This window comes from Streptomyces sp. NPDC088197 (assembly GCF_044741185.1).
GTDB lineage: Bacteria > Actinomycetota > Actinomycetes > Streptomycetales > Streptomycetaceae > Actinacidiphila.
Window position 1 is genome coordinate 451602 of the sequence record NZ_JBIUSD010000001.1, and the last position, 17491, is coordinate 469092.

General features: G+C 69.3%; 12 protein-coding genes, 1 pseudogene and 3 CRISPR repeat arrays (1 of these 16 running past the window's edge). Of the genes and pseudogenes, 3 read left to right on the top strand and 10 right to left on the bottom strand.

Going from position 1 to position 17491, the window contains the following annotated elements:
* From ACIOC1_RS02065 to ACIOC1_RS02075, 3 genes and pseudogenes are all read right to left on the bottom strand, one after another.
* Nucleotides 1-306 carry a hypothetical protein gene (locus tag ACIOC1_RS02065; protein WP_401851194.1) on the bottom strand — a complete coding sequence of 102 codons (306 nt, stop codon included), beginning with the start codon at nucleotides 304-306 and terminating at the stop codon, nucleotides 1-3.
* Between the two features lie 618 nt (nucleotides 307-924).
* Nucleotides 925-1807: a CRISPR direct-repeat array (repeat unit 28 nt; unit sequence GGGAACAGCCCCGCGGGCGCGGGGAGCA).
* Nucleotides 1808-2171: 364 nt separating this feature from the next.
* A pseudogene (locus ACIOC1_RS02070) lies at nucleotides 2172-2465 on the bottom strand (hypothetical protein); the annotation flags it as partial.
* Between the two features lie 171 nt (nucleotides 2466-2636).
* The gene (locus ACIOC1_RS02075; RefSeq protein WP_401851195.1) at nucleotides 2637-3425 is read right to left on the bottom strand and encodes a GntR family transcriptional regulator; all 789 of its coding nucleotides are present in this window, start codon (nucleotides 3423-3425) and stop codon (nucleotides 2637-2639) included.
* A gap of 106 nt (nucleotides 3426-3531) precedes the next feature.
* On the opposite strand from ACIOC1_RS02075, the gene ACIOC1_RS02080 reads away from it, so the two are divergent.
* The 3 genes from ACIOC1_RS02080 to ACIOC1_RS02090 are packed head-to-tail and all read left to right on the top strand — an operon-like array spanning nucleotide 3532 to nucleotide 4637.
* Nucleotides 3532-3939 (top strand): NUDIX hydrolase, encoded by a 408-nt coding sequence (locus tag ACIOC1_RS02080; protein ID WP_401851969.1) that lies wholly within the window; start codon nucleotides 3532-3534, stop codon nucleotides 3937-3939.
* 39 nt (nucleotides 3940-3978) lie between these two features.
* The gene (locus tag ACIOC1_RS02085) at nucleotides 3979-4392 is read left to right on the top strand and encodes an ATP-binding protein (RefSeq protein WP_401851197.1); all 414 of its coding nucleotides are present in this window, start codon (nucleotides 3979-3981) and stop codon (nucleotides 4390-4392) included.
* Entirely contained in the window at nucleotides 4389-4637 is a 249-nt protein-coding gene (locus ACIOC1_RS02090; protein WP_401851199.1) for a hypothetical protein, read from the top strand. The genes ACIOC1_RS02085 and ACIOC1_RS02090 overlap by 4 nt, the downstream gene beginning before the upstream one ends.
* Nucleotides 4638-4886: 249 nt before the next feature.
* Nucleotides 4887-6135: a CRISPR direct-repeat array (repeat unit 29 nt; unit sequence GGGAACAGCCCCGCGGGCGCGGGGAGCAC).
* A 165-nt stretch (nucleotides 6136-6300) separates the two neighbouring features.
* On the opposite strand, the gene cas2e is transcribed toward ACIOC1_RS02090, so the two are convergent.
* From cas2e to casA, 7 genes are read right to left on the bottom strand one after another with little or no spacing between them, the layout of a single operon-like run.
* Entirely contained in the window at nucleotides 6301-6669 is a 369-nt protein-coding gene (cas2e, locus tag ACIOC1_RS02095; RefSeq protein ID WP_355336561.1) for a type I-E CRISPR-associated endoribonuclease Cas2e, read from the bottom strand.
* A gap of 10 nt (nucleotides 6670-6679) precedes the next feature.
* Nucleotides 6680-7633 carry a type I-E CRISPR-associated endonuclease Cas1e gene (gene cas1e / locus ACIOC1_RS02100; protein WP_401851202.1) on the bottom strand — a complete coding sequence of 318 codons (954 nt, stop codon included), beginning with the start codon at nucleotides 7631-7633 and terminating at the stop codon, nucleotides 6680-6682.
* A 3-nt stretch (nucleotides 7634-7636) separates the two neighbouring features.
* Nucleotides 7637-8338, bottom strand: a complete 702-nt coding sequence (cas6e, locus tag ACIOC1_RS02105; protein WP_401718132.1) for a type I-E CRISPR-associated protein Cas6/Cse3/CasE — start codon at nucleotides 8336-8338, stop codon at nucleotides 7637-7639.
* Entirely contained in the window at nucleotides 8338-9033 is a 696-nt protein-coding gene (cas5e, locus tag ACIOC1_RS02110; RefSeq protein WP_401851204.1) for a type I-E CRISPR-associated protein Cas5/CasD, read from the bottom strand. Before cas5e ends, cas6e begins: the two co-directional genes overlap by 1 nt.
* Nucleotides 9030-10208, bottom strand: a complete 1179-nt coding sequence (gene cas7e, locus ACIOC1_RS02115) for a type I-E CRISPR-associated protein Cas7/Cse4/CasC (protein ID WP_401305989.1) — start codon at nucleotides 10206-10208, stop codon at nucleotides 9030-9032. The genes cas5e and cas7e overlap by 4 nt, the downstream gene beginning before the upstream one ends.
* Entirely contained in the window at nucleotides 10090-10839 is a 750-nt protein-coding gene (gene casB, locus ACIOC1_RS02120; protein ID WP_401851206.1) for a type I-E CRISPR-associated protein Cse2/CasB, read from the bottom strand. Before casB ends, cas7e begins: the two co-directional genes overlap by 119 nt.
* The gene (casA, locus tag ACIOC1_RS02125) at nucleotides 10839-15527 is read right to left on the bottom strand and encodes a type I-E CRISPR-associated protein Cse1/CasA (RefSeq protein ID WP_401851209.1); all 4689 of its coding nucleotides are present in this window, start codon (nucleotides 15525-15527) and stop codon (nucleotides 10839-10841) included. The genes casB and casA overlap by 1 nt, the downstream gene beginning before the upstream one ends.
* A gap of 1073 nt (nucleotides 15528-16600) precedes the next feature.
* A CRISPR array of direct repeats spans nucleotides 16601-17491; the repeat unit is 29 nt; unit sequence GGGAACAGCCCCGCGCGGGCGGGGAGCAG; it runs 1290 nt beyond the window's last position.

Genomic DNA, 17491 nt, shown 5'->3' on the forward strand with positions numbered 1-17491 from the left:
TCACCAGAGCTGCGAGCAGTGGATGCTGACGTTGTCCTGGTGGATGGCGGTGAAGCCGGAACCGGCCACGCTCGCCGTGTTGTTCTGGTTCGACGCCCCGGCCCCGGTGGCCGCCTGCTGCGTCGTCGTCACATTGCCGAAGTTGCCACCCCCCACGTTGCCGCCGGAGTTGCTCACCACCGTCGCGTTCGAGTGGCCACCCGCGAACGCGCCGTCGTCTGCCGAGGCCGTGCCGGCGAACAGCACGGCCGCCAGCGGCAGTGCGGCAACGGCGGCCAGGGCACGGACGGTACGGATGCTTGCCATGGTGTTCCCTCCAAGGGGACATGTTGCGGGACTAGTTGAACTGCCCGGACTTGTGGAAGCCCGGTCCGATCCGGAGCACCGCGGTTGGCCGACCGCGGTGCCGTCTTGCTTCTTCGAGCGGCGTCGCCGAGACCAGAGTTGCCCACCCCACCCCTCCCGAACCCGCCCCTCCCCTTCTTTTCCCCCGCAAGCGTGACGATCTGTCGACAAACCCCCCATCCCCCATCTTTCCCCCACCCGCACCCCCCGCCCCCTCCACCCCCCAGTCCCCCCAAGCGCCAAAACGTTCCTGCCCCTTTTCAGCCATTTTCCGATCACCACCAGAAACCGACGGCACAGGGAGCGCGACGGGACACACAAAAGGTGGGGCCGACTCCCGATCGCATCGAGACCCGACCCCACCTGCATGTTCACTACCTACCGCGGAGGCTGTGGGATTTGAACCCACGGTGACGTCGCTGCCACGACGGCCTTCAAAACCGCTCGGCCATACAGACTCGCCCCGCTTCCTTCCTACGAAGAGCCTGGCCCTTCCTCTCAAGAAGACGACACCCCGACCACAGGTCGCCCACACGCATGACCGCGACACGGGCGCAGAACCAACGCCCTCCCACTCCGAGCAACAACCCCGCAGGCGCGGGGAGCACGTGAACGTGGGCGCAGGAGCGTCGGCGGCACGGGGAACAGCCCCGCGGGCGCGGGGAGCACCGCAACCCGAACCTCCCGCCGGGCTGGCCCCAGGGAACAGCCCCGCGGGCGCGGGGAGCACATGAAGCTGACGATGGAGTCCTGGAGCAGCTCGGGAACAGCCCCGCGGGCGCGGGGAGCAGCTGGCCGCCGAACTCGACCTGTCCAGCTCCACGGGAACAGCCCCGCGGGCGCGGGGAGCAGATTCGTACGGAGCTGGGCCCTGGGCTGTCGCAGGGAACAGCCCCGCGGGCGCGGGGAGCAGTCCAGCCAGCTCGGACATCGCCTGTTCGACAAGGGAACAGCCCCGCGGGCGCGGGGAGCAGGCCCGCAACGCGGACGCCTACGGGCACGTCTCGGGAACAGCCCCGCGGGCGCGGGGAGCAGCTGGTGGACGGTCACGCGTCGTCGGCTGCCGGGGGAACAGCCCCGCGGGCGCGGGGAGCAGCGCTTCGTGAGCGCGGCCAGTTCACGGCCGATGGGAACAGCCCCGCGGGCGCGGGGAGCAGGGTACGGAGGCACCGCAGGGGCGCCGCCTGGAGGGAACAGCCCCGCGGGCGCGGGGAGCAGCCCCATCTGTCTTACTCCTTCGTGATCGTGTCGGGAACAGCCCCGCGGGCGCGGGGAGCAGGTGCTCAGCGAGGACGCGTCGTCGTAGTTCATGGGAACAGCCCCGCGGGCGCGGGGAGCAGCGGCGCGCGTGGGCGGTCGACATGCGCGACCTGGGAACAGCCCCGCGGGCGCGGGGAGCAGGCCGAACTCAGCCGGTATGCGCGTATTCACCAGGGAACAGCCCCGCGGGCGCGGGGAGCAGAGTAAATGACCTGAGGCTTTACTGGGTCCGGCGGCCGATTTTACTCACTTGATGAGATTCGGACATACCTTCCTTATGGCAATAGTCTGCCGATGTGCAGGCTGGAGATACGGCTTCACAACATCCTGAGCATCCATCGCCGCCCCTGGGGCCACGAACGGCCAAGGGGATGCAAGGACGGAAGGCCGCGCACCACGCCCAGGTGCTGACGTTGTTGTCACGGCGGGCTGGCGGAAGCAGGAGGTGGACCAGTACGCGGCCGGTTGCTCAACCCGCAGGGAGGCGGTGCCCCCGCCAACAGCCGTGACGGCACCACCCACCTCCACCAGCGTCATCAGGTCCGACATCGGACTCAGACCCCCACCTGGGGGTTGAACGTGCTCTCCCACGGCCGGGCCACCAGTCCCGGCAGCGCGACCGGCGCCCCGAGGGGAGGCCCCTCGCCCACGCCGCTCTGCGGGATGGTCACCTTGAGCAGCGAGGACTCCCCGTCCTCTATGTGAACCACGCCGACCGTCATCAGCGGCTCACCGCTGTTCGCGTCGGTGGCGATCTCCCCGGTCTGCCGGTCCTTGATCTTCGTCTCCGGAGCTTCGGTCAGCAGGATCGTTGCCGCCGAGGTCTCCACACGGATGGAACGCGACGCTTTCCCCTTCACTCATAACAGCTAGTCGTCTAGACAAGTGTCGTCTAGTGCACCCGAAGAACCGGGCACGAGAACCACTGTGCCGCACAACCTGGCTACTCGTCTATATGAGTTTGCCGAGAAGGCGTACGAGTCACGGGAATTGGGCCGCCCCCGCCCGTGTCGCGACACCGTCCGCCCAGGTCACGTGGCCGGAAGCTGGTACGCCAGCACGTACGCGTCCGCCGCCATCACCGTGTCGCAGACCTCCACGGCACGCCCCTCGGTGTCGAACGCCGTGCGGACCAGATGGATCACCGGCACGCCGGACGCGAGCTGGAGCGTCTTGACCTCAGTCGGCGCGGGCATCCGGGCGCGGATCTCCTCCTCGAAGTGGTCGAGGCGGTGGCCCAGTTCTTCGAGTCGGGCGTAGATGCCACCGGGACCGGGGTTCGGCTCGGCGATGGGGGTGCCGCGGGCCAGGTCCAACGGGAGGTACGACGTCGCGAACTCGACCGGGCGGCCGTCGAGGAGATAGCGGCGGCGCCGGGCCAGTACGCGACGGGGGCCACCGAGCCGGGTGGCGATGTCCTGGCTCGGCCGTTCTTCCTTGATCTCCAGGCTGTCCACGGTGGGGTGACTGCCCGCACCGTCAGCCTCCACGATGAACGCCGACTTGCCCTGCTCGCGGTGCCGGCGGGCGAAGCGGTCCGAGGCGAGCCGCCGCACGGGCGGGCGGGGCCGTACGAAGACGCCCTTGCCGTGCTCGGACACCACCAGGCCCTCGCCCTGAAGGACGGACAGCGAGTTCCGTACGGTCATCCGCGAGACGCCGTAGTGCTCGACCAACTCCGTCTCGGAGGGCAGCTTGTCGCCCTCGGCGAACTTGCCCCTGTCGATCGCTTCGCGCAACTGGTCGGCGATCTGGCGGAACACCGCGCGGTCGCTCGTCGGGTCCAGCGCCCCCAGGACGCCGGAGGGAAGAACGGGCATGCGTACTCCTTTGGATATCTAGACGAGTGGCCGACCTTTGTTGCTACGGTGGGCAGCCTAGCCACCCGAGAGGATGAGGCACGTGGCGATCGAGCGCCCGCACTCCGTGAGCGTCGCCGGGGTCATCGTCGATGACGCCGGTCGCGCCTTGCTGATCAGGCGGCGCGACAACGGTCACTGGGAACCGCCCGGCGGAGTCCTTGAGGCGGGGGAGACCATCCCCGACGCGCTCCAGCGCGAAGTCCTGGAGGAGACCGGCGTCAAGATCGCCGTACCCGCCACCCTGACGGGTGTCTACAAGAACATGACCGGCCTGATCGTCTCGCTCGTCTTCCGCTGCGAGGCGATCGACGGCGAGCCCTCCACCGGAAGTGAGACCAGCGCTCTGCGCTGGGTCAGCCGATCTGAAGTCTCCGAACTCGCGGACGAGGCGTACGCGATCCGCGTGCTCGACGCCCTGGACGCGATGTCTCCGCCGGCCGTGCGCGCGCACGACGGCGTCAAACTCGTCTAGCTCAAACCGTTCGCACCTGGCCGCCCACCAGCAACTTGTATGCACGAGTATATGAGTAGGCCGCGAGTCTGGGGACGGACGTGCCCAGGTTCACCCGAAGAAGTTGGCCGCGTACGCCGCTGGACCCGCGATGTCCTGCGCGATTCCCCCTATGCGAACGACGCGGCGCTCATCGTCACTGAGCTGAGCGCGAACGCCGTGCTCCACACCGCCAGCGGGAGCACGGGAGCGTTCCACGTCAGCCTCGCCGTCTCCCCTGCGGTGGTTTCCATCTCGGTGACCGACTCCGGAGGGACGAAAAGCGCACCGACCGTCGAACCCCCCGACGCCGAGGACACCCACGGCCGCGGCCTGGCCATGGTCACCGCCCTCGCCCACCACGTCGAAACCCGCGGCGACCAGCACGGCCACACCGTGACCGCCCACCTCACCCACACCAAGGACGGCTCATGACCCCCGGCCGGCCGTCGACAGCGGCACCCGCTGCCCACAGCCTGTGGACGATCGCCCGCATCCAGAACACCTTGAGCAACGAAGTCCTGATCCGCCGCTTCCTCCTGGACCTCACCCACGCCCCCGAGCACGAAGTGATGAACGTCTTCACGGCCTGGCAGAAGGTCGCCGCGGCGATCGAGCAGCACTCACTCGAAGCGCCGGCCTTAGCCGCATCCGGCCGACCGGCCGGGGAAGGACGGTGACCCATGAGCGGAGCAACGACGAAACGCACGAGCGCGGGGTCGGTCGCAACGAGCCGGGGCGACGGACAGCCGACGTGGACCATCACCACGACCATCGGCTACACCGCGACCGGCTACCTGCCCGCGTCGGCGAGAGACGACCCGAGCGCGAGCGACGTACCGCCCCAGCGGTTCACCATCGAACTGGCCGACATCACCCATCACCAGGCGTTCTCTGGCCAACTCATGACGGTTTCCCCCACCGACGCCCCCGGCACAGAGACCGGCGCGGGGAGCACGGACCAGTCACCGGCCCCCGCGCGGTCGCGTCGGGAACAGCCCCGCGGGCGCGGGGAGCACCTCCGCCAGCGACACCGCCAGCTCGTCGAGGAGGGAACAGCCCCGCGGGCGCGGGGAGCACCACCGGACGACCTCGGCGGTATAGCGCTCTTCGGGAACAGCCCCGCGGGCGCGGGGAGCACTCGCCGCGGGATACGTACATGCCGCGGCGCAAGGGAACAGCCCCGCGGGCGCGGGGAGCACAACGCCCGTCACGTCGCCCTGGCCTTGGCCTCGGGAACAGCCCCGCGGGCGCGGGGAGCACCTCGCCCTCGTACTCCGGGCCCCGCCACATCAGGGAACAGCCCCGCGGGCGCGGGGAGCACCCGAAGGCTCCGCCCGAGCGGGCTTTGCCGTGGGGAACAGCCCCGCGGGCGCGGGGAGCACTTGAGCCGGAACTTGCCGGGGGTGTCCTGCGGGGGAACAGCCCCGCGGGCGCGGGGAGCACAGGCCGGCTTCCATCGACGCCTTCACCCGGTGGGGAACAGCCCCGCGGGCGCGGGGAGCACCTGGTGCCCGAAACCGGACCGCCGGTCTCGTCGGGAACAGCCCCGCGGGCGCGGGGAGCACTCCGGGTCTGACGACAGGCTGTCTTCATCGCTGGGAACAGCCCCGCGGGCGCGGGGAGCACTCCGCGGCGTGCACGAGGTTCGCGCGGGCGATGGGAACAGCCCCGCGGGCGCGGGGAGCACCAGAACCAGCCCTGACTCTTCGCGTTCCGGATGGGAACAGCCCCGCGGGCGCGGGGAGCACGCGACCGAGGGATTCGAGTTCAACGACGGGCCGGGAACAGCCCCGCGGGCGCGGGGAGCACTCGGTCGGCCACACCACCGAGGATTCGCTGAAGGGAACAGCCCCGCGGGCGCGGGGAGCACGACTTCACCGCGGAGCTGATCTGGGGCCCGAAGGGAACAGCCCCGCGGGCGCGGGGAGCACAAGGTAGACCTTGCTGTCGTGTGACTCACACTGGGAACAGCCCCGCGGGCGCGGGGAGCACCAGCAGCTCGGTGTCGGCCCATGCGCGGAGGAGGGAACAGCCCCGCGGGCGCGGGGAGCACGATCGTGCGCGGCACCATGGAGGTCGGTGAGCGGGAACAGCCCCGCGGGCGCGGGGAGCACATGCGCTCGACGTCGTTCATGGACGGCGGCAGGGGAACAGCCCCGCGGGCGCGGGGAGCACAGTGTTTGGCCTGGTGTTTTGGAACGGCCAGCACCGGATTTTACTTAAGTTGAGAGATTCGGACATATCGCCTCGATGTCCCCGTCGCTCGCGCGCACGGCGCGCCGCGCACGGCGCGGCGCGCACGGCGCGGCGCGGGTTCCGCGCCACCGCATCGCGCACCCCTCAGCTTCCGCCGCCGAAGCGGCGGCGCTTCGCTGCCTTGCTCCAACCGGTGGTGGGTGGGGAGGCGGAGGAGCGGGAGGAGTCGGAGCGGCGGCCGGGGTGGGGGCGGTGGATGAGAGTGAGGCCCTCGTGGTCGATCGGGTGCCAGGCGTGGTCGTGGGTCTTGAAGGTGTAGCCCTGCTCGGTGTCGGTTTGGTAGGCGAGGAGGGCACGGCCCTGGTTGGCGTATTGGCGGACCTCGGCCCAGAGGACGTCGCGAAGACGGGCGGACGGGGTGCCGAGGAAGACGCCCGGGGAGATCTCCAGGAGCCAGCGGGTCAGGAAGCCACGGAGACCGGCCGGGCAGTTGGTGAGGATGATGACGGTCACGGGGATGCCCTCACCAAACGATCTCGGAGTCGTAGTTGCGGCCGCTCTCGACTTCGACGCCGTGGTCGGACTGGAGACTTACGCGGTCGCCTGCCGCGGTGTCCGAATCCTCCCGCACGGCGTCGTAGCCCAGCAGGTCTTTGATGTCCTGTACGCAACGCTCCAGCAGCCGCGTTCTGTTGACCCGGTCCCGGACGGCCCGCCGCGTTCGGGACGCCACGTCTTCCGGTCCTTCCGCCGCCGCGTCGAAGGCCGCGGGAATGCCCACCGAGGTCTTGTAGAGGTCGGCGATATCGAGGACGAAGGAGCGTTCGTGACCCGAGTGCACGAACCCGAGGCCCGGCGAGCAGCCGAGGGCGGCGACGACGGCGTGCGCGATGCCGTACATGCACTGAGCGGCAGCGGTGACACCCTGGTTGGGCGGGTCACCAGCCGCGAAGTCGTCCCGGTTGTGCTCACGGCGGCGCCACGGAACGCCGGTGCGTTCGGATTCGGCGCGGTAGCACTGGCGCAGGCGGCGCCCCTCCATGCCGAGGAGTTCCTGGCGCGTCTTGCCCGCCGGGTCTTCGTCGGGGAACCGCAGACGGTACATCGCACGGGCGACGTCCAGCCGTCGCCGCGGATTCGCCCACGCGAGAGCCTGGGCCTCGACCAGTCCGGAGGAGCGGGTCAGAGCGCGCCCGCCCGCGTAAAAGCGGACGCCGTGCTCCCCGACCCAGACGACGCCCGCCCCGCAGTCGCCGAGGACGCTCATCGCCTGGTGGGTGATACGCGTGCCGGGACCGAGCAGCAGCGTGCCGATCGTGGCGGACGGTATGTGTGTCACGCCGTCGGCGCTCTCGGCCGTGATGGCGTTGTCGTCACGGTGGACGACGCACCGTTCCAGGTAGATGAAGGACAACCGGTCCCCGATACGGGTGAGTTCGCGCGGCGTGGCGGCGCCGCGCCTGCCGACCGTGCTCATCGGTCAGCCCACCGGAGCAAGGGTCATCAACCCGCACCCGTACGCCTTCGCCTTGCCCAGACCCTGGGTGAGGGTGCGGCGCAGCGCGTCCGGGTCGGTCACCGTGAGCCGGCCGTCGTACGTGATCGAGGTGAGGGAGACGGTGCGGCGCTCGGCTGCTTTTGCGAACCGCAGGTCCCGCTTGTCCCGGAGGACGAGCTGGAGTTCGTCGCCGTACTCCAACAGCCTTGTCTCGGGCGGCTTTTCGACGACGGCGAAGCCCGATGAGGCCTGCCGCTCCAGCAGCCACGCCTTCTGATGGCGGGCGGTGAGGTGCGCGGTGCGCTTGCGTTGCTCGTCGTCCGTGCGACGGATGGAGTGCACGGGGTTGGCGGTGAGCCGGAAGGTCCACGTACTCCCGACGGACAGCCGGGCGAGGAAGGCCCCGTAGTCGTACGTCTGCCAGCCCGGTGTGTCCGACGCGGCGGGCCAGCCGGCCTGTTCCACCAGATGTGTCAGGTCAGGACGGGTGGGGCTGACGACGAACAGCACCACTTCGGCGGCCGAGTTGCGGTCGACGCGCCAGAGCACACGCGGCCCTGAGCCGTCTCGCACGGGCAGTTCGGGGAACGCCATCGCGACGGCGGCGTGCATCCGGTGCGGCGAACCGAGCAATGCGCGGCCGTCACGGCGGGCGGTGTTGAGGCGAAACCGGGTCATAAACATCACACGGCTCCCAGGGTCGACGTCGGATCGTGAACAGAGGCACGCTCGACAGACGGGTTCGGAACCCAGTCCGCCACCACACCGCGCAGCCCGTAACGCCGGTGCCGCGGGTCGAAGCTGACCGGCGCGTCACGGAAGCTCTGGTCGGGGGACGTGCCGGGCGGGCAGTCGAGCAGCAGCGCAAGCTCGCGCGGCGTGCCGTGACGATGCCGGTACCAGCCCGATGCCTGCCAGGGCACCTCTCCCAGCGCCGTCACAATGTCCGCGTCGTCGCACACACCCAGGTCGAGCGGCTGGGACGGTGGGCACGAGCGGCGTCCCAGATACGGCAGCCACACCGGTGCCCGTACGGCCGTGTTCAAGCGCCCGATCAGCGCGGGTTCCCCCTCGACCGCCGCCACGAATACGGCGTCGGCCAGGTAGAAGCGCTCCGACAACGGCATCGCCTTGTCCGTGTCGAAGTGGTGGGCGGTCTGGAAGTCCCTGATACGCGTGCCGGGTTGATCGATGCGGACGCCGTAGCGCAGCTCCGTCAGATCGCTGAGGTCGGCATCGCGTTCCCTGCCCTCGGCAGCGGCCAGCAAGCCGAGTACGCCGCTCTTGGTGGGGGCGTTCTCGGTGGTGCGGCGGGCGAATCGCGCGGCTGAGCCCCATGCCTGCAATGGACCGGCCAGGCGCAGCAGGAGCACGCTCACGCGCCGGACTCCCGCCCTGCGGAATCCGCCGTGCCATGGATCAACCGCTCAGCCACCGACTCGCCGATCGACGAGACCAGTTCGGGAATGCTGATGCTCTCGCCAAGGGCGGCGAGCGGCCCGGTTCCCTCGCCCACCCGCACAAGCCAGGTTCCTTCGTCGCCCGCGATGCCGTACGCCGCTTCCAACTCCGGTACGTGAGCGGCCAGTCGGCGGCACGCCTCCTCGACGAAGCCGTCCTCGCGGCGCTTCGGGGCGACGGCTCGCTCGAAGGCCGCCACAAAGCTGACGGGCCGCTTCGAACGGAGTTTGACGAGGACGACGCTCGGCAGCGTGTGATTGCCGAAGGTGTTGACCTTGCCGCTGGGCAGAGACGTGATGAAGCCCTCCAGAAACGCCTCGACGGCGCGACGGGTCGGAGCCGCCGCGTGCTCTTCCTCGCGCAGTCCCGCGCCGAGGTTGGCATGCAGGCGGTCGACATCCAGAGCCGCATAACGGTAGAGCGTCGCGGAGTTGAAGTCGATGACGCCGATCATGCCCGCGCCGGGTTCCGCGCCGGTGTTCCGGTCGTCCACGGCCGTGTAGTAGTCCGATTCGTTGTCGACGGCATGCACGCTCAGGGCGTGGGCGACCTGGGTGGCCGCCTCGACGTTGAGTCCGGCATCGTCGGCGACCATTCGGCCGAAGAGTGCGATGTCGACCGAGTGGCGGGTGTCCACCAGGTGCTTGGCGAGAGCCTTGTTGTCCTTGTTCTTGAAGAAGCCCTTGAGGACAGCGACATCGCCCTTGCCTTCGCTGCCCTTGAGGGCGAGTTCCGCGAGCGCGTCGAGCTGGCGGGCGCTGAGGAACATCAAGTACGACGCTTCCGGCGCTGGTTCGGGCTCGCCCTCCTTGGCCTTGCGCTTGGGCGGATCGATCTTCGAACCGGTGGCGGTACGCAGCGTCTCGGCGGCCAGCGCGAGCGCGGCCGTACGGTCGAGGGCCGGCTCGTGCGCGAGGATCCGCTCCGCCACCGCTTCAGCGACCTTCTTGGTTCGCACGCCCAATTCTGCAGGGTCAACGAGGTCGTCGAACGCCTTTCGTGTGGCCCGCTTCCAGGCCTGGCTGGAGACCCGGGCCCGACGGACACCTCCGTAGACCGCGGTCTTGGGCGATCCGGTGTCGTCGCGGTTGATGTTGCTCGGCGGAACGGTCTGAAGAACAGCGGTAGAGCTGATCGGCCAGGAGCGCGTAGTCGAGCGGAATGGAGTTCTTCCGAAGCAGCAGGACGATCTCCCGCAGGCGCTGGGCGAGGACATCGAGGGTGGTGGCGGTGCCGACCCGCACGAACCGTCGGCGGATCACCTCGTCGATCTCCGGTTCGGAAGGCACAGGGACCGGTGATGCCGGGGCCGGACCGCCCACTGTCCTGACGGCCGCAGGCACCATCAGCAGGCGCACGGACCGGCCGAGCCCGTAACCGGGGACGTGTGTGTCGGTGTCGCGGTGGGACTGCTGGTGCAGGGCCCACAAGGTGACCGCCATGTTCAGCGCCTCGTCCGCTCGCTCCTCGTCCGGCCGTTGTACGGTGCCGGTCGCGGATTCGGCGATGACGAGAGCGAGTTCCTCCGTGCCGGTCAGTCCCCAGAGGTCCTGTACGTCGTAGGCGGGACGGCCGACGCCGCGCCGCAGCCTGGCCACGGTCGCGACCGCGGCCGGCCGGTCGTTTCGGTAGCCGCCTTGGAGCCTGCGGATGCAGCGGTCGGTCGCTGTGCCAATGAGGTCGTATCCGCGGGCGCCGGACGGGTTGAGGACGGTTGTGGTCATCACGCGGGCTCCGTTGCTGCGTCTGCTGCGTCTTGTGTGCCGGCCGCGTAGTGAGCGACGAGCACTGTTTCCTCACCGGACTCCGCACCGCCCGAGCCGATCGCGGCGCCGGTGGGCGCGACAGACGGACTCGGCGCCAACGGCAGGACTTTCCTCAGCTTCACCAGGAACCACAGTTCGGCCTGTGCGTCATTCAGCCAGCGTCGGCCATTGCCGTCCGGCAGGTCCACGTACCGTCCCTCGGCCGCCGCCGGCCCCGCGTCGTTGAGGAGTTCTCGCCCCAGGGCGCGGATCGTCGTACCGACCGTCCGCTGCCACTGACCGCGGTACTCCTCAGGGTCGGAGATGTTCCGCAGGCCGCTGAGCCACGCCCGGTACGGGCTGTCCAGCGCGGCGAAGCCGAGGTCACGGGCTGTGGCCGTGGCCGGTCCCAGGTCGGAACCGGCTGCCTGGGCGAGGTTGCCCGCGAGGTGGCCCAGCGCCCTCACCGCGTCATCGGCGTCGGCGACGGCAGCGACTGCGACTTTCCCGTAGAGGGGTCGCTCCGCGTGAAGCGCGACGACCGGGAGCAGGATCTCGTCGTCCGTGATCTCGTCGATGACCGACTGCTGTGTGCCGTACTTGGCCCCGACGATCCGGGTGCGCAGCAGGCCGAGTCGCGGCAGATACTCCTCGTACGTGAGCCGGGCAAGCCACTGGACGACTCCGGGCGGCAGAGTGCGCTCTGCTCTCTGCCGCTGCTCGGCGCCTTCCCTCCCCCGGCCCTTGTCACCGAGAAGAGCGGCGAGACCGCGCCACGCCGCGCGGCTCGGGTCGTGCTGGCTCGGCATGAAGACTTGAGGCTCGCCCCACTTCTTCGCCTGAGTCGGACTGTCGCGCCAGGCGGTCATGGGTTCGCGCCGATGCCGGTTGCGCACGGCGACGGGGTCGCCGTAGCAGAGGACGACACCCGTCACCTCGCCGTCGCCGTGGTGCAGACGGATGCGTCGGCTCTGCCAGGTGTAGAGGTCACGAGGGCCGGACGGGCGGGGGTCGTCGGGGTCCGCCGCGATCGGCTGCGGGCCGAGGGGAGGTCGGCGCCATACGGGCCTGTCGTCCGTGTGGACCTGGAGGAAGTCGTTGTCCGCAGAGATCAGATTGAGCAGCAGGGTTTCCTTGAGGGTGTCGCCTTCGGCGAAGACGCCGCCGAGGTTCCCGGCCCAACCGACGCCCAGCGCACCTGACGGGTAGCCCTTGCCGCCTTTCGCCCTCGGATCGTCAACGGCTCCCGACTTGATCCCAGACGTGTCGAAAGCGTGAGTGTGCACGAGCCAGCGCGCCGCCTCGGCGAATCCGAGCCGATCGGGACCGGGTTGACGCATGCTGAAGAAGGGATCGCCGTTGGGAACGTCGGCGACGATTCTGCTCAGTGGACCGATGTCGTTCTTCTCCGTGTGCAGACCGGCGACTTGGAGGAACGGCTGCTGAGGATGGAGCAGATCGAATCGGTCGCGATACCGGTCGAGATACTCCGGTACCGCCGTGAAGGGCTCGGCGGACTCCCACAGTTCACCCCAGTCCTCGATCTCTCGCGGGCCGTCCACGGCGTCGTGCAGGACGGCGAGCAGTAGTCGAATCAGGGCGAACTCCTGCGTCGGTACGTCGCCGACGATCCGCCGCAGCCCGGCAGCCTCTGCGAAGACGTCGCGCAGGGACATCTCGTCCGTCGTCCCGTCCAGTCGCTGCACGGGAATCCAGGGCCGGGACACCAGGTCGAATGAGGGCACTCCGTCTACCACCCTTACGTCGTGGGCACCTTCCGGCACCACGAGAAGCCCGTCGGACGGGCTGTAGCGGACCTCGGCACCGACCAGCCGGGCTCGGCGGTCCTCGTCGAGGACCAGGAACAACTCCCCTGCCAACCAAGGGCTTTCCTTCACCTGCCAGGCCGCAGGACAGAATTTCTCCAACTCGCGGATCGTCCGGTCGATCACCCAGGATTTGGAGAAGTGCCAGGGGAGGTTCAGCGCACTCGCGGCGGCGGCGCGGGCCGCTCTCCCCTGCGGTACGGCGTGCTCGGGCAGGTCGAGTCCGCCCCTTGCCTTGTCCAGCCACGGCAATGTGGTCAGCGTTCCGTCGCTTCGCCTCTGGATCACGAGGACTTCGAGCGTGTCGTCGGTGTCGCGTACCTGGGCGCGTCCTGCCGCGGTGTCGTCGGCGTCGCCGACTCCGGCGTCGATCCAGCCGATGATCGGTCGACCCGCGCGGCGTACGGGACCGAGCCGGAATGCCTCGGCCCGGTCGGACTTCTCGGCCAGGAGCGCGCGGTAGGCGACTCTGGCCTGCGCCATCTTTGCGGCCCAACTGTCCGGGCCGAGCGGATCATCGCCATACGCCGCCTGTACGAGTGGGCTGATGTCCTCGGGCAGACGTAAGGGGCGCCCTTCCACGTGCGGCCGGAGGACGGCAAGCGAGCGCAGCAGCAGGTGCTCTCCGTCGTAGACCTTGACCGAGCCGCGGGCGATCTCCGGCGGATCCTGTGCCCAGTCGGCTATGCCGGTGATCAGGCAGCGCGCGTCCCGGAGGCGAGGGGGGCGCGGTCGGTCGTGCCGGTGGAGCCGACCCATCCGCTGCAATATCAGGTCGACCGGGGCAAGGTCGGTGACCAAGAGATCGAAGTCGAGGTCGAGGGACTGCTCGACAACCTGGGTCGCCACGACGATGTGCGCGCCTTCGGGGCGTCTGCTCCTGGGGCCGAAGCGGTCGAGCAGCTCAACATCTTTGCGGGCCCGGTCGGCGGCGACGAAGCGCGAGTGGGCGACCGTGACCCGCTCCTCACCGAAGCGCTCCCGCAGCCGCCCCGCCGCTTCCTGCGCGCGGTCGACGGTGTTACGTACCACCAGTGCGCAACCGCCTTGGCTGAGTTCGTCCTCCAAGCGGTCGACCAGGATGGTCACGTCGTCGTCGAGCGGCTGAACATGGACGTCGGTGCGGCGGCCGGACGCGGCGGGAGGCTGCCGGACCACGGTGGGGCCGCCGGGCGAGACGGCGGTCAGCAGTGGATACGTCCCGGCGGACGCTGCGGCGGACGTGTCGCCGGACCGGTCGGCCTCGGACACAGGGTGACCTGCGTACGCTTCGGCGAGCGCCCGGCGGCGGCCGGCGGGCAGGGTCGCCGACAGCAGCACGACCGGAACCCGGTATGCGGCCAGCCATTCCAGCACACGTTCCAGGTACGTGCTCATGTAGGCGTCATAGGCGTGGACTTCGTCGATCACGACGACCTTGCCCGCCAATGCGAGGTGGCGCAGGGCCAAGTGGCGACTCTTCAACGAGCCGAACAACACCTGGTCGATCGTCCCCACCGCGAAGGACGCGAGCAGCCCCTTCTTCCGTCCACGTAGCCACTGGTGGGCCTGGAGTCCGGAAGGACGACGTCGTTGCCGGGCGTTGGGGCCGTCGAACTCGTCCCCGCCGTCGAGATCGACCGCCGCGACCGTGCGGGCACTGCGGCTGGCGAGGCCCGCCCAGGTGTCGTTGAGCGCGGACTTGGCATGGGCGAGAAAGACGGACTGCGGCCCGTCGGACGGCAGTCGGCCGATCCAGTCGATCAGCCGGGCGAACATCGCGTCGCCGGTCGCCCGCGTGGGCAATGCGATCATGCAACCGCCCGCCCCGGTGCGCGCGGCCAAAATTTCTGCCGCCGCGAGAGCCGCCTCCGTCTTGCCCTCACCCATGGGTGCTTCGATGATCAACAGGCCGTGCGGTTCCATTTCCCGCGCGATGCCGACCGCCTGTTCCTGCACGGGGCGGACGGACGCGCCCTGCGGTAGGTCGAAGCGCGCGGCGAACAAGTCGGCTGCTGTACCCGCCGGTTCGTCCGGCTCCCAGGGGCCGGGAAGGTCGAGGCCCAGCCAGGCCGCCTCCAACCGTTCCGACTGCGACCGCCGCGTCCCCTCCGCCGTGATGTACGGAAACAGGTCTGCCGAACTGGCGATCCAGTCCGCGAGAATCACGATCGCGGTCATCGTGACCTGGACCGGCTGGGAGAGCTTCACCGACTTCCACGCGCTGAAGTCGTCCTCACGGATGCCCGCCACCTCCGCGCAGGCGGCCATCAGCTCGAACTGCACGGCCTTCCAGCGCGATTCGTTCTTCCCCCGCGTACGTATCAGCTCAGGATGCAGCGCGAGATCGTGAATGCGCTGGTGCCCTGGCGGCACACCATGGTGGCCGCCGATCACCACGGCGAACTGTCCGCTGACCCGGTTGGACCACCCGTGCCTCTCATTGAGCCACTCACTCAACAAGAGCTGACCGGCCAGCCCGTGGGGGCCCAACTTGCGGTCCTCCCTGAGCCGTTCGAACGACGGCATGTCGAGACCGTGGTCCCGCATGACCTGCGCGAGCGGATCGACCTGGCACGCGAAGGCCGGCGTGGCCTTCCCGATGTCATGCACCCCGGCCAGCCACCCCACCAACCGCCGCCCGTCCTCCACCCCTCCGGGCAGCGCCTCCCCCACCAGCGCCTTCACATTCCCCGGCAGCCACGCATCCCACAACCGGCAGGCCACAGCCCCGCTGTCCGCCATGTGCCGCCACAACGGCAGCCACCCATCGGTGTCCCGATCATGCTTCCCCCACGCGCTCCGCGCCGCGACAGAGAGGGAGAAGGCAGACCTCAGGAGTGCTATTCGAGGCTGAGCCATTGGCATATTCGACACCGTCGATCCACGTCCGACAACACCATTGCGTAAGTTGACCAATAGTGATCACCGGTGCCAACGATTCTTCACCCACGGCTGTCCGATGGTAGATGTTTGATCGAACCCGTTACTTGCCGTGTGTGCGGTGAGTCGAAGCTACTCACCGCACACACAAGGTGTCCTTAGAACCGCACCGGCGACCAGGATGATCGGTATGCTCGCGGCATTACCAGGATGACCTGGATCACGAACACGAGCACGAACACGAGCACCGCGACGCGAAGCCACGCCCCGACGGGCAGGGAGGCACCGACTCCCGTAACCACCAGTGTTGCAAGACCACTTGGCACATCCATCGGCTGGACAGTGCGGGGCGGCCTGCTTTGTCGACGGTTTGCTAACATGCGGTTCTTCCTTTCTGCAGGTGCTACTTCAGGGGGAAGGACATGACCGGGCTCGTGCCTCCGCTGGAACGGATCGCACACATGGGCCCGGTCATTTTTTGACGAAGAGCATGCTCTCCTGGAGCACGCCTCTCGCTCTCGCCTCGCCAACGGTGTTGTGCTGACGGGTCGTTGGACGCGTAGCAGCAATGACGAGCCGCACGCGCACACCGCACGCATTTGAAGGTGGCACTCACTGCCTTTTACGCCTTTTACACAGGGAGGTCCGCCTTGTTCTACCTGTACCTGGTTAATTGACCTCAGCGAACCCTGATTGCTCGGCATAGATCTACTGAAACCGCGTGCCGCCTGCACGCCTCCCAGGGCACGGATCCCGGCACGGACCCAGGTAGGGGCCAACGCCGAGGGTCTAACCAACAGGGACGCGAGTCTTGACCCGACCTCCTGTCGCACGCTGCCGGTGCGCGAGATGCAGACCTACGGAGCAACCCTCATAAGACCGACGCCGAGTAGAGCGTCGACAGGCTGAGGCGCCGCCCAGTTGCCGCCATCAAGTCCGACAAGCCAAGTTTGCGCCACACAGCGGAAGTTCTCGATGCAGACCGACCCGGCTGAATAACCCCACGTGTGTTGGGAGCACTACAAGAGCTTCGCCGTGATCGGCCTGCACCTGGGTTCAGCCCCGCGCGCGGGGAGCACACGTCCAACGTAAGCGGGAACAGCCCCGCGCGCGGGGAGCACACGTCCAACGTAAGCGGGAACAGCCCCGCGCGGGCGGGGAGCAGTATCTCCGGCAACTCCCCAATGCGGGGTATCGGGGAACAGCCCTGCGCGGGCGGGGAGCAGAGCACCTCGGCCACCGGCGTACCGGCCGGGGCGGGAACAGCCCCGCGCGGGCGGGGAGCAGCGCGCACCGCTGGGTCCGGGAGCCGTACGCCGAGGGAACAGCCCCGCGCGGGCGGGGAGCAGAAGGTGTCTGGAATTGCGAAGACACCCGTCAAGGGAACAGCCCCGCGCGGGCGGGGAGCAGGTCGACGTCATCTGGCAGTGCACCGCCTGCCCGGGAACAGCCCCGCGCGGGCGGGGAGCAGCCGGCCGGGCTCGATGTAGGGCGCGGGCACGAGGGAACAGCCCCGCGCGGGCGGGGAGCAGGGGCGTAGCCGAGGCTCCGGCGCACCCCCGGCGGGAACAGCCCCGCGCGGGCGGGGAGCAGCGGCGGGTTGCTCTGACGGTTGTACCAGGCGGGGGGAACAGCCCCGCGCGGGCGGGGAGCAGGCGAAGGGCTACGCCCCGCAGGCCGCAGGTCTGGGAACAGCCCCGCGCGGGCGGGGAGCAGCGGGGGTACGACTGGTACGCCGTGCCGGGCGGGGGAACAGCCCCGCGCGGGCGGGGAGCAGCTCGGCACCGGCGCCTACGCGCTCGACCAGTCGGGAACAGCCCCGCGCGGGCGGGGAGCAGTCCGCGACCAAGCCGAGGCCCGGCACGAAGGCGGGAACAGCCCCGCGCGGGCGGGGAGCAGGTGCGCTCCATCGTGCTCCACACCATCGGCGCGGGAACAGCCCC

Bases quoted from the DNA above. Each gene is read 5' to 3' on its own strand.
- ACIOC1_RS02075 (WP_401851195.1), bottom strand. From the start codon at position 3,425: ATGCCCGTTCTTCCCTCCGGCGTCCTGGGGGCGCTGGACCCGACGAGC.
- ACIOC1_RS02065 (WP_401851194.1), bottom strand. From the start codon at position 306: ATGGCAAGCATCCGTACCGTCCGTGCCCTGGCCGCCGTTGCCGCACTG.
- casB (WP_401851206.1), bottom strand. From the start codon at position 10,839: ATGACCACAACCGTCCTCAACCCGTCCGGCGCCCGCGGATACGACCTC.
- ACIOC1_RS02090 (WP_401851199.1), top strand. From the start codon at position 4,389: ATGACCCCCGGCCGGCCGTCGACAGCGGCACCCGCTGCCCACAGCCTG.
- casA (WP_401851209.1), bottom strand. From the start codon at position 15,527: ATGGCTCAGCCTCGAATAGCACTCCTGAGGTCTGCCTTCTCCCTCTCT.
- ACIOC1_RS02085 (WP_401851197.1), top strand. From the start codon at position 3,979: ATGCACGAGTATATGAGTAGGCCGCGAGTCTGGGGACGGACGTGCCCA.
- cas1e (WP_401851202.1), bottom strand. From the start codon at position 7,633: ATGAGCACGGTCGGCAGGCGCGGCGCCGCCACGCCGCGCGAACTCACC.
- cas6e (WP_401718132.1), bottom strand. From the start codon at position 8,338: ATGTTTATGACCCGGTTTCGCCTCAACACCGCCCGCCGTGACGGCCGC.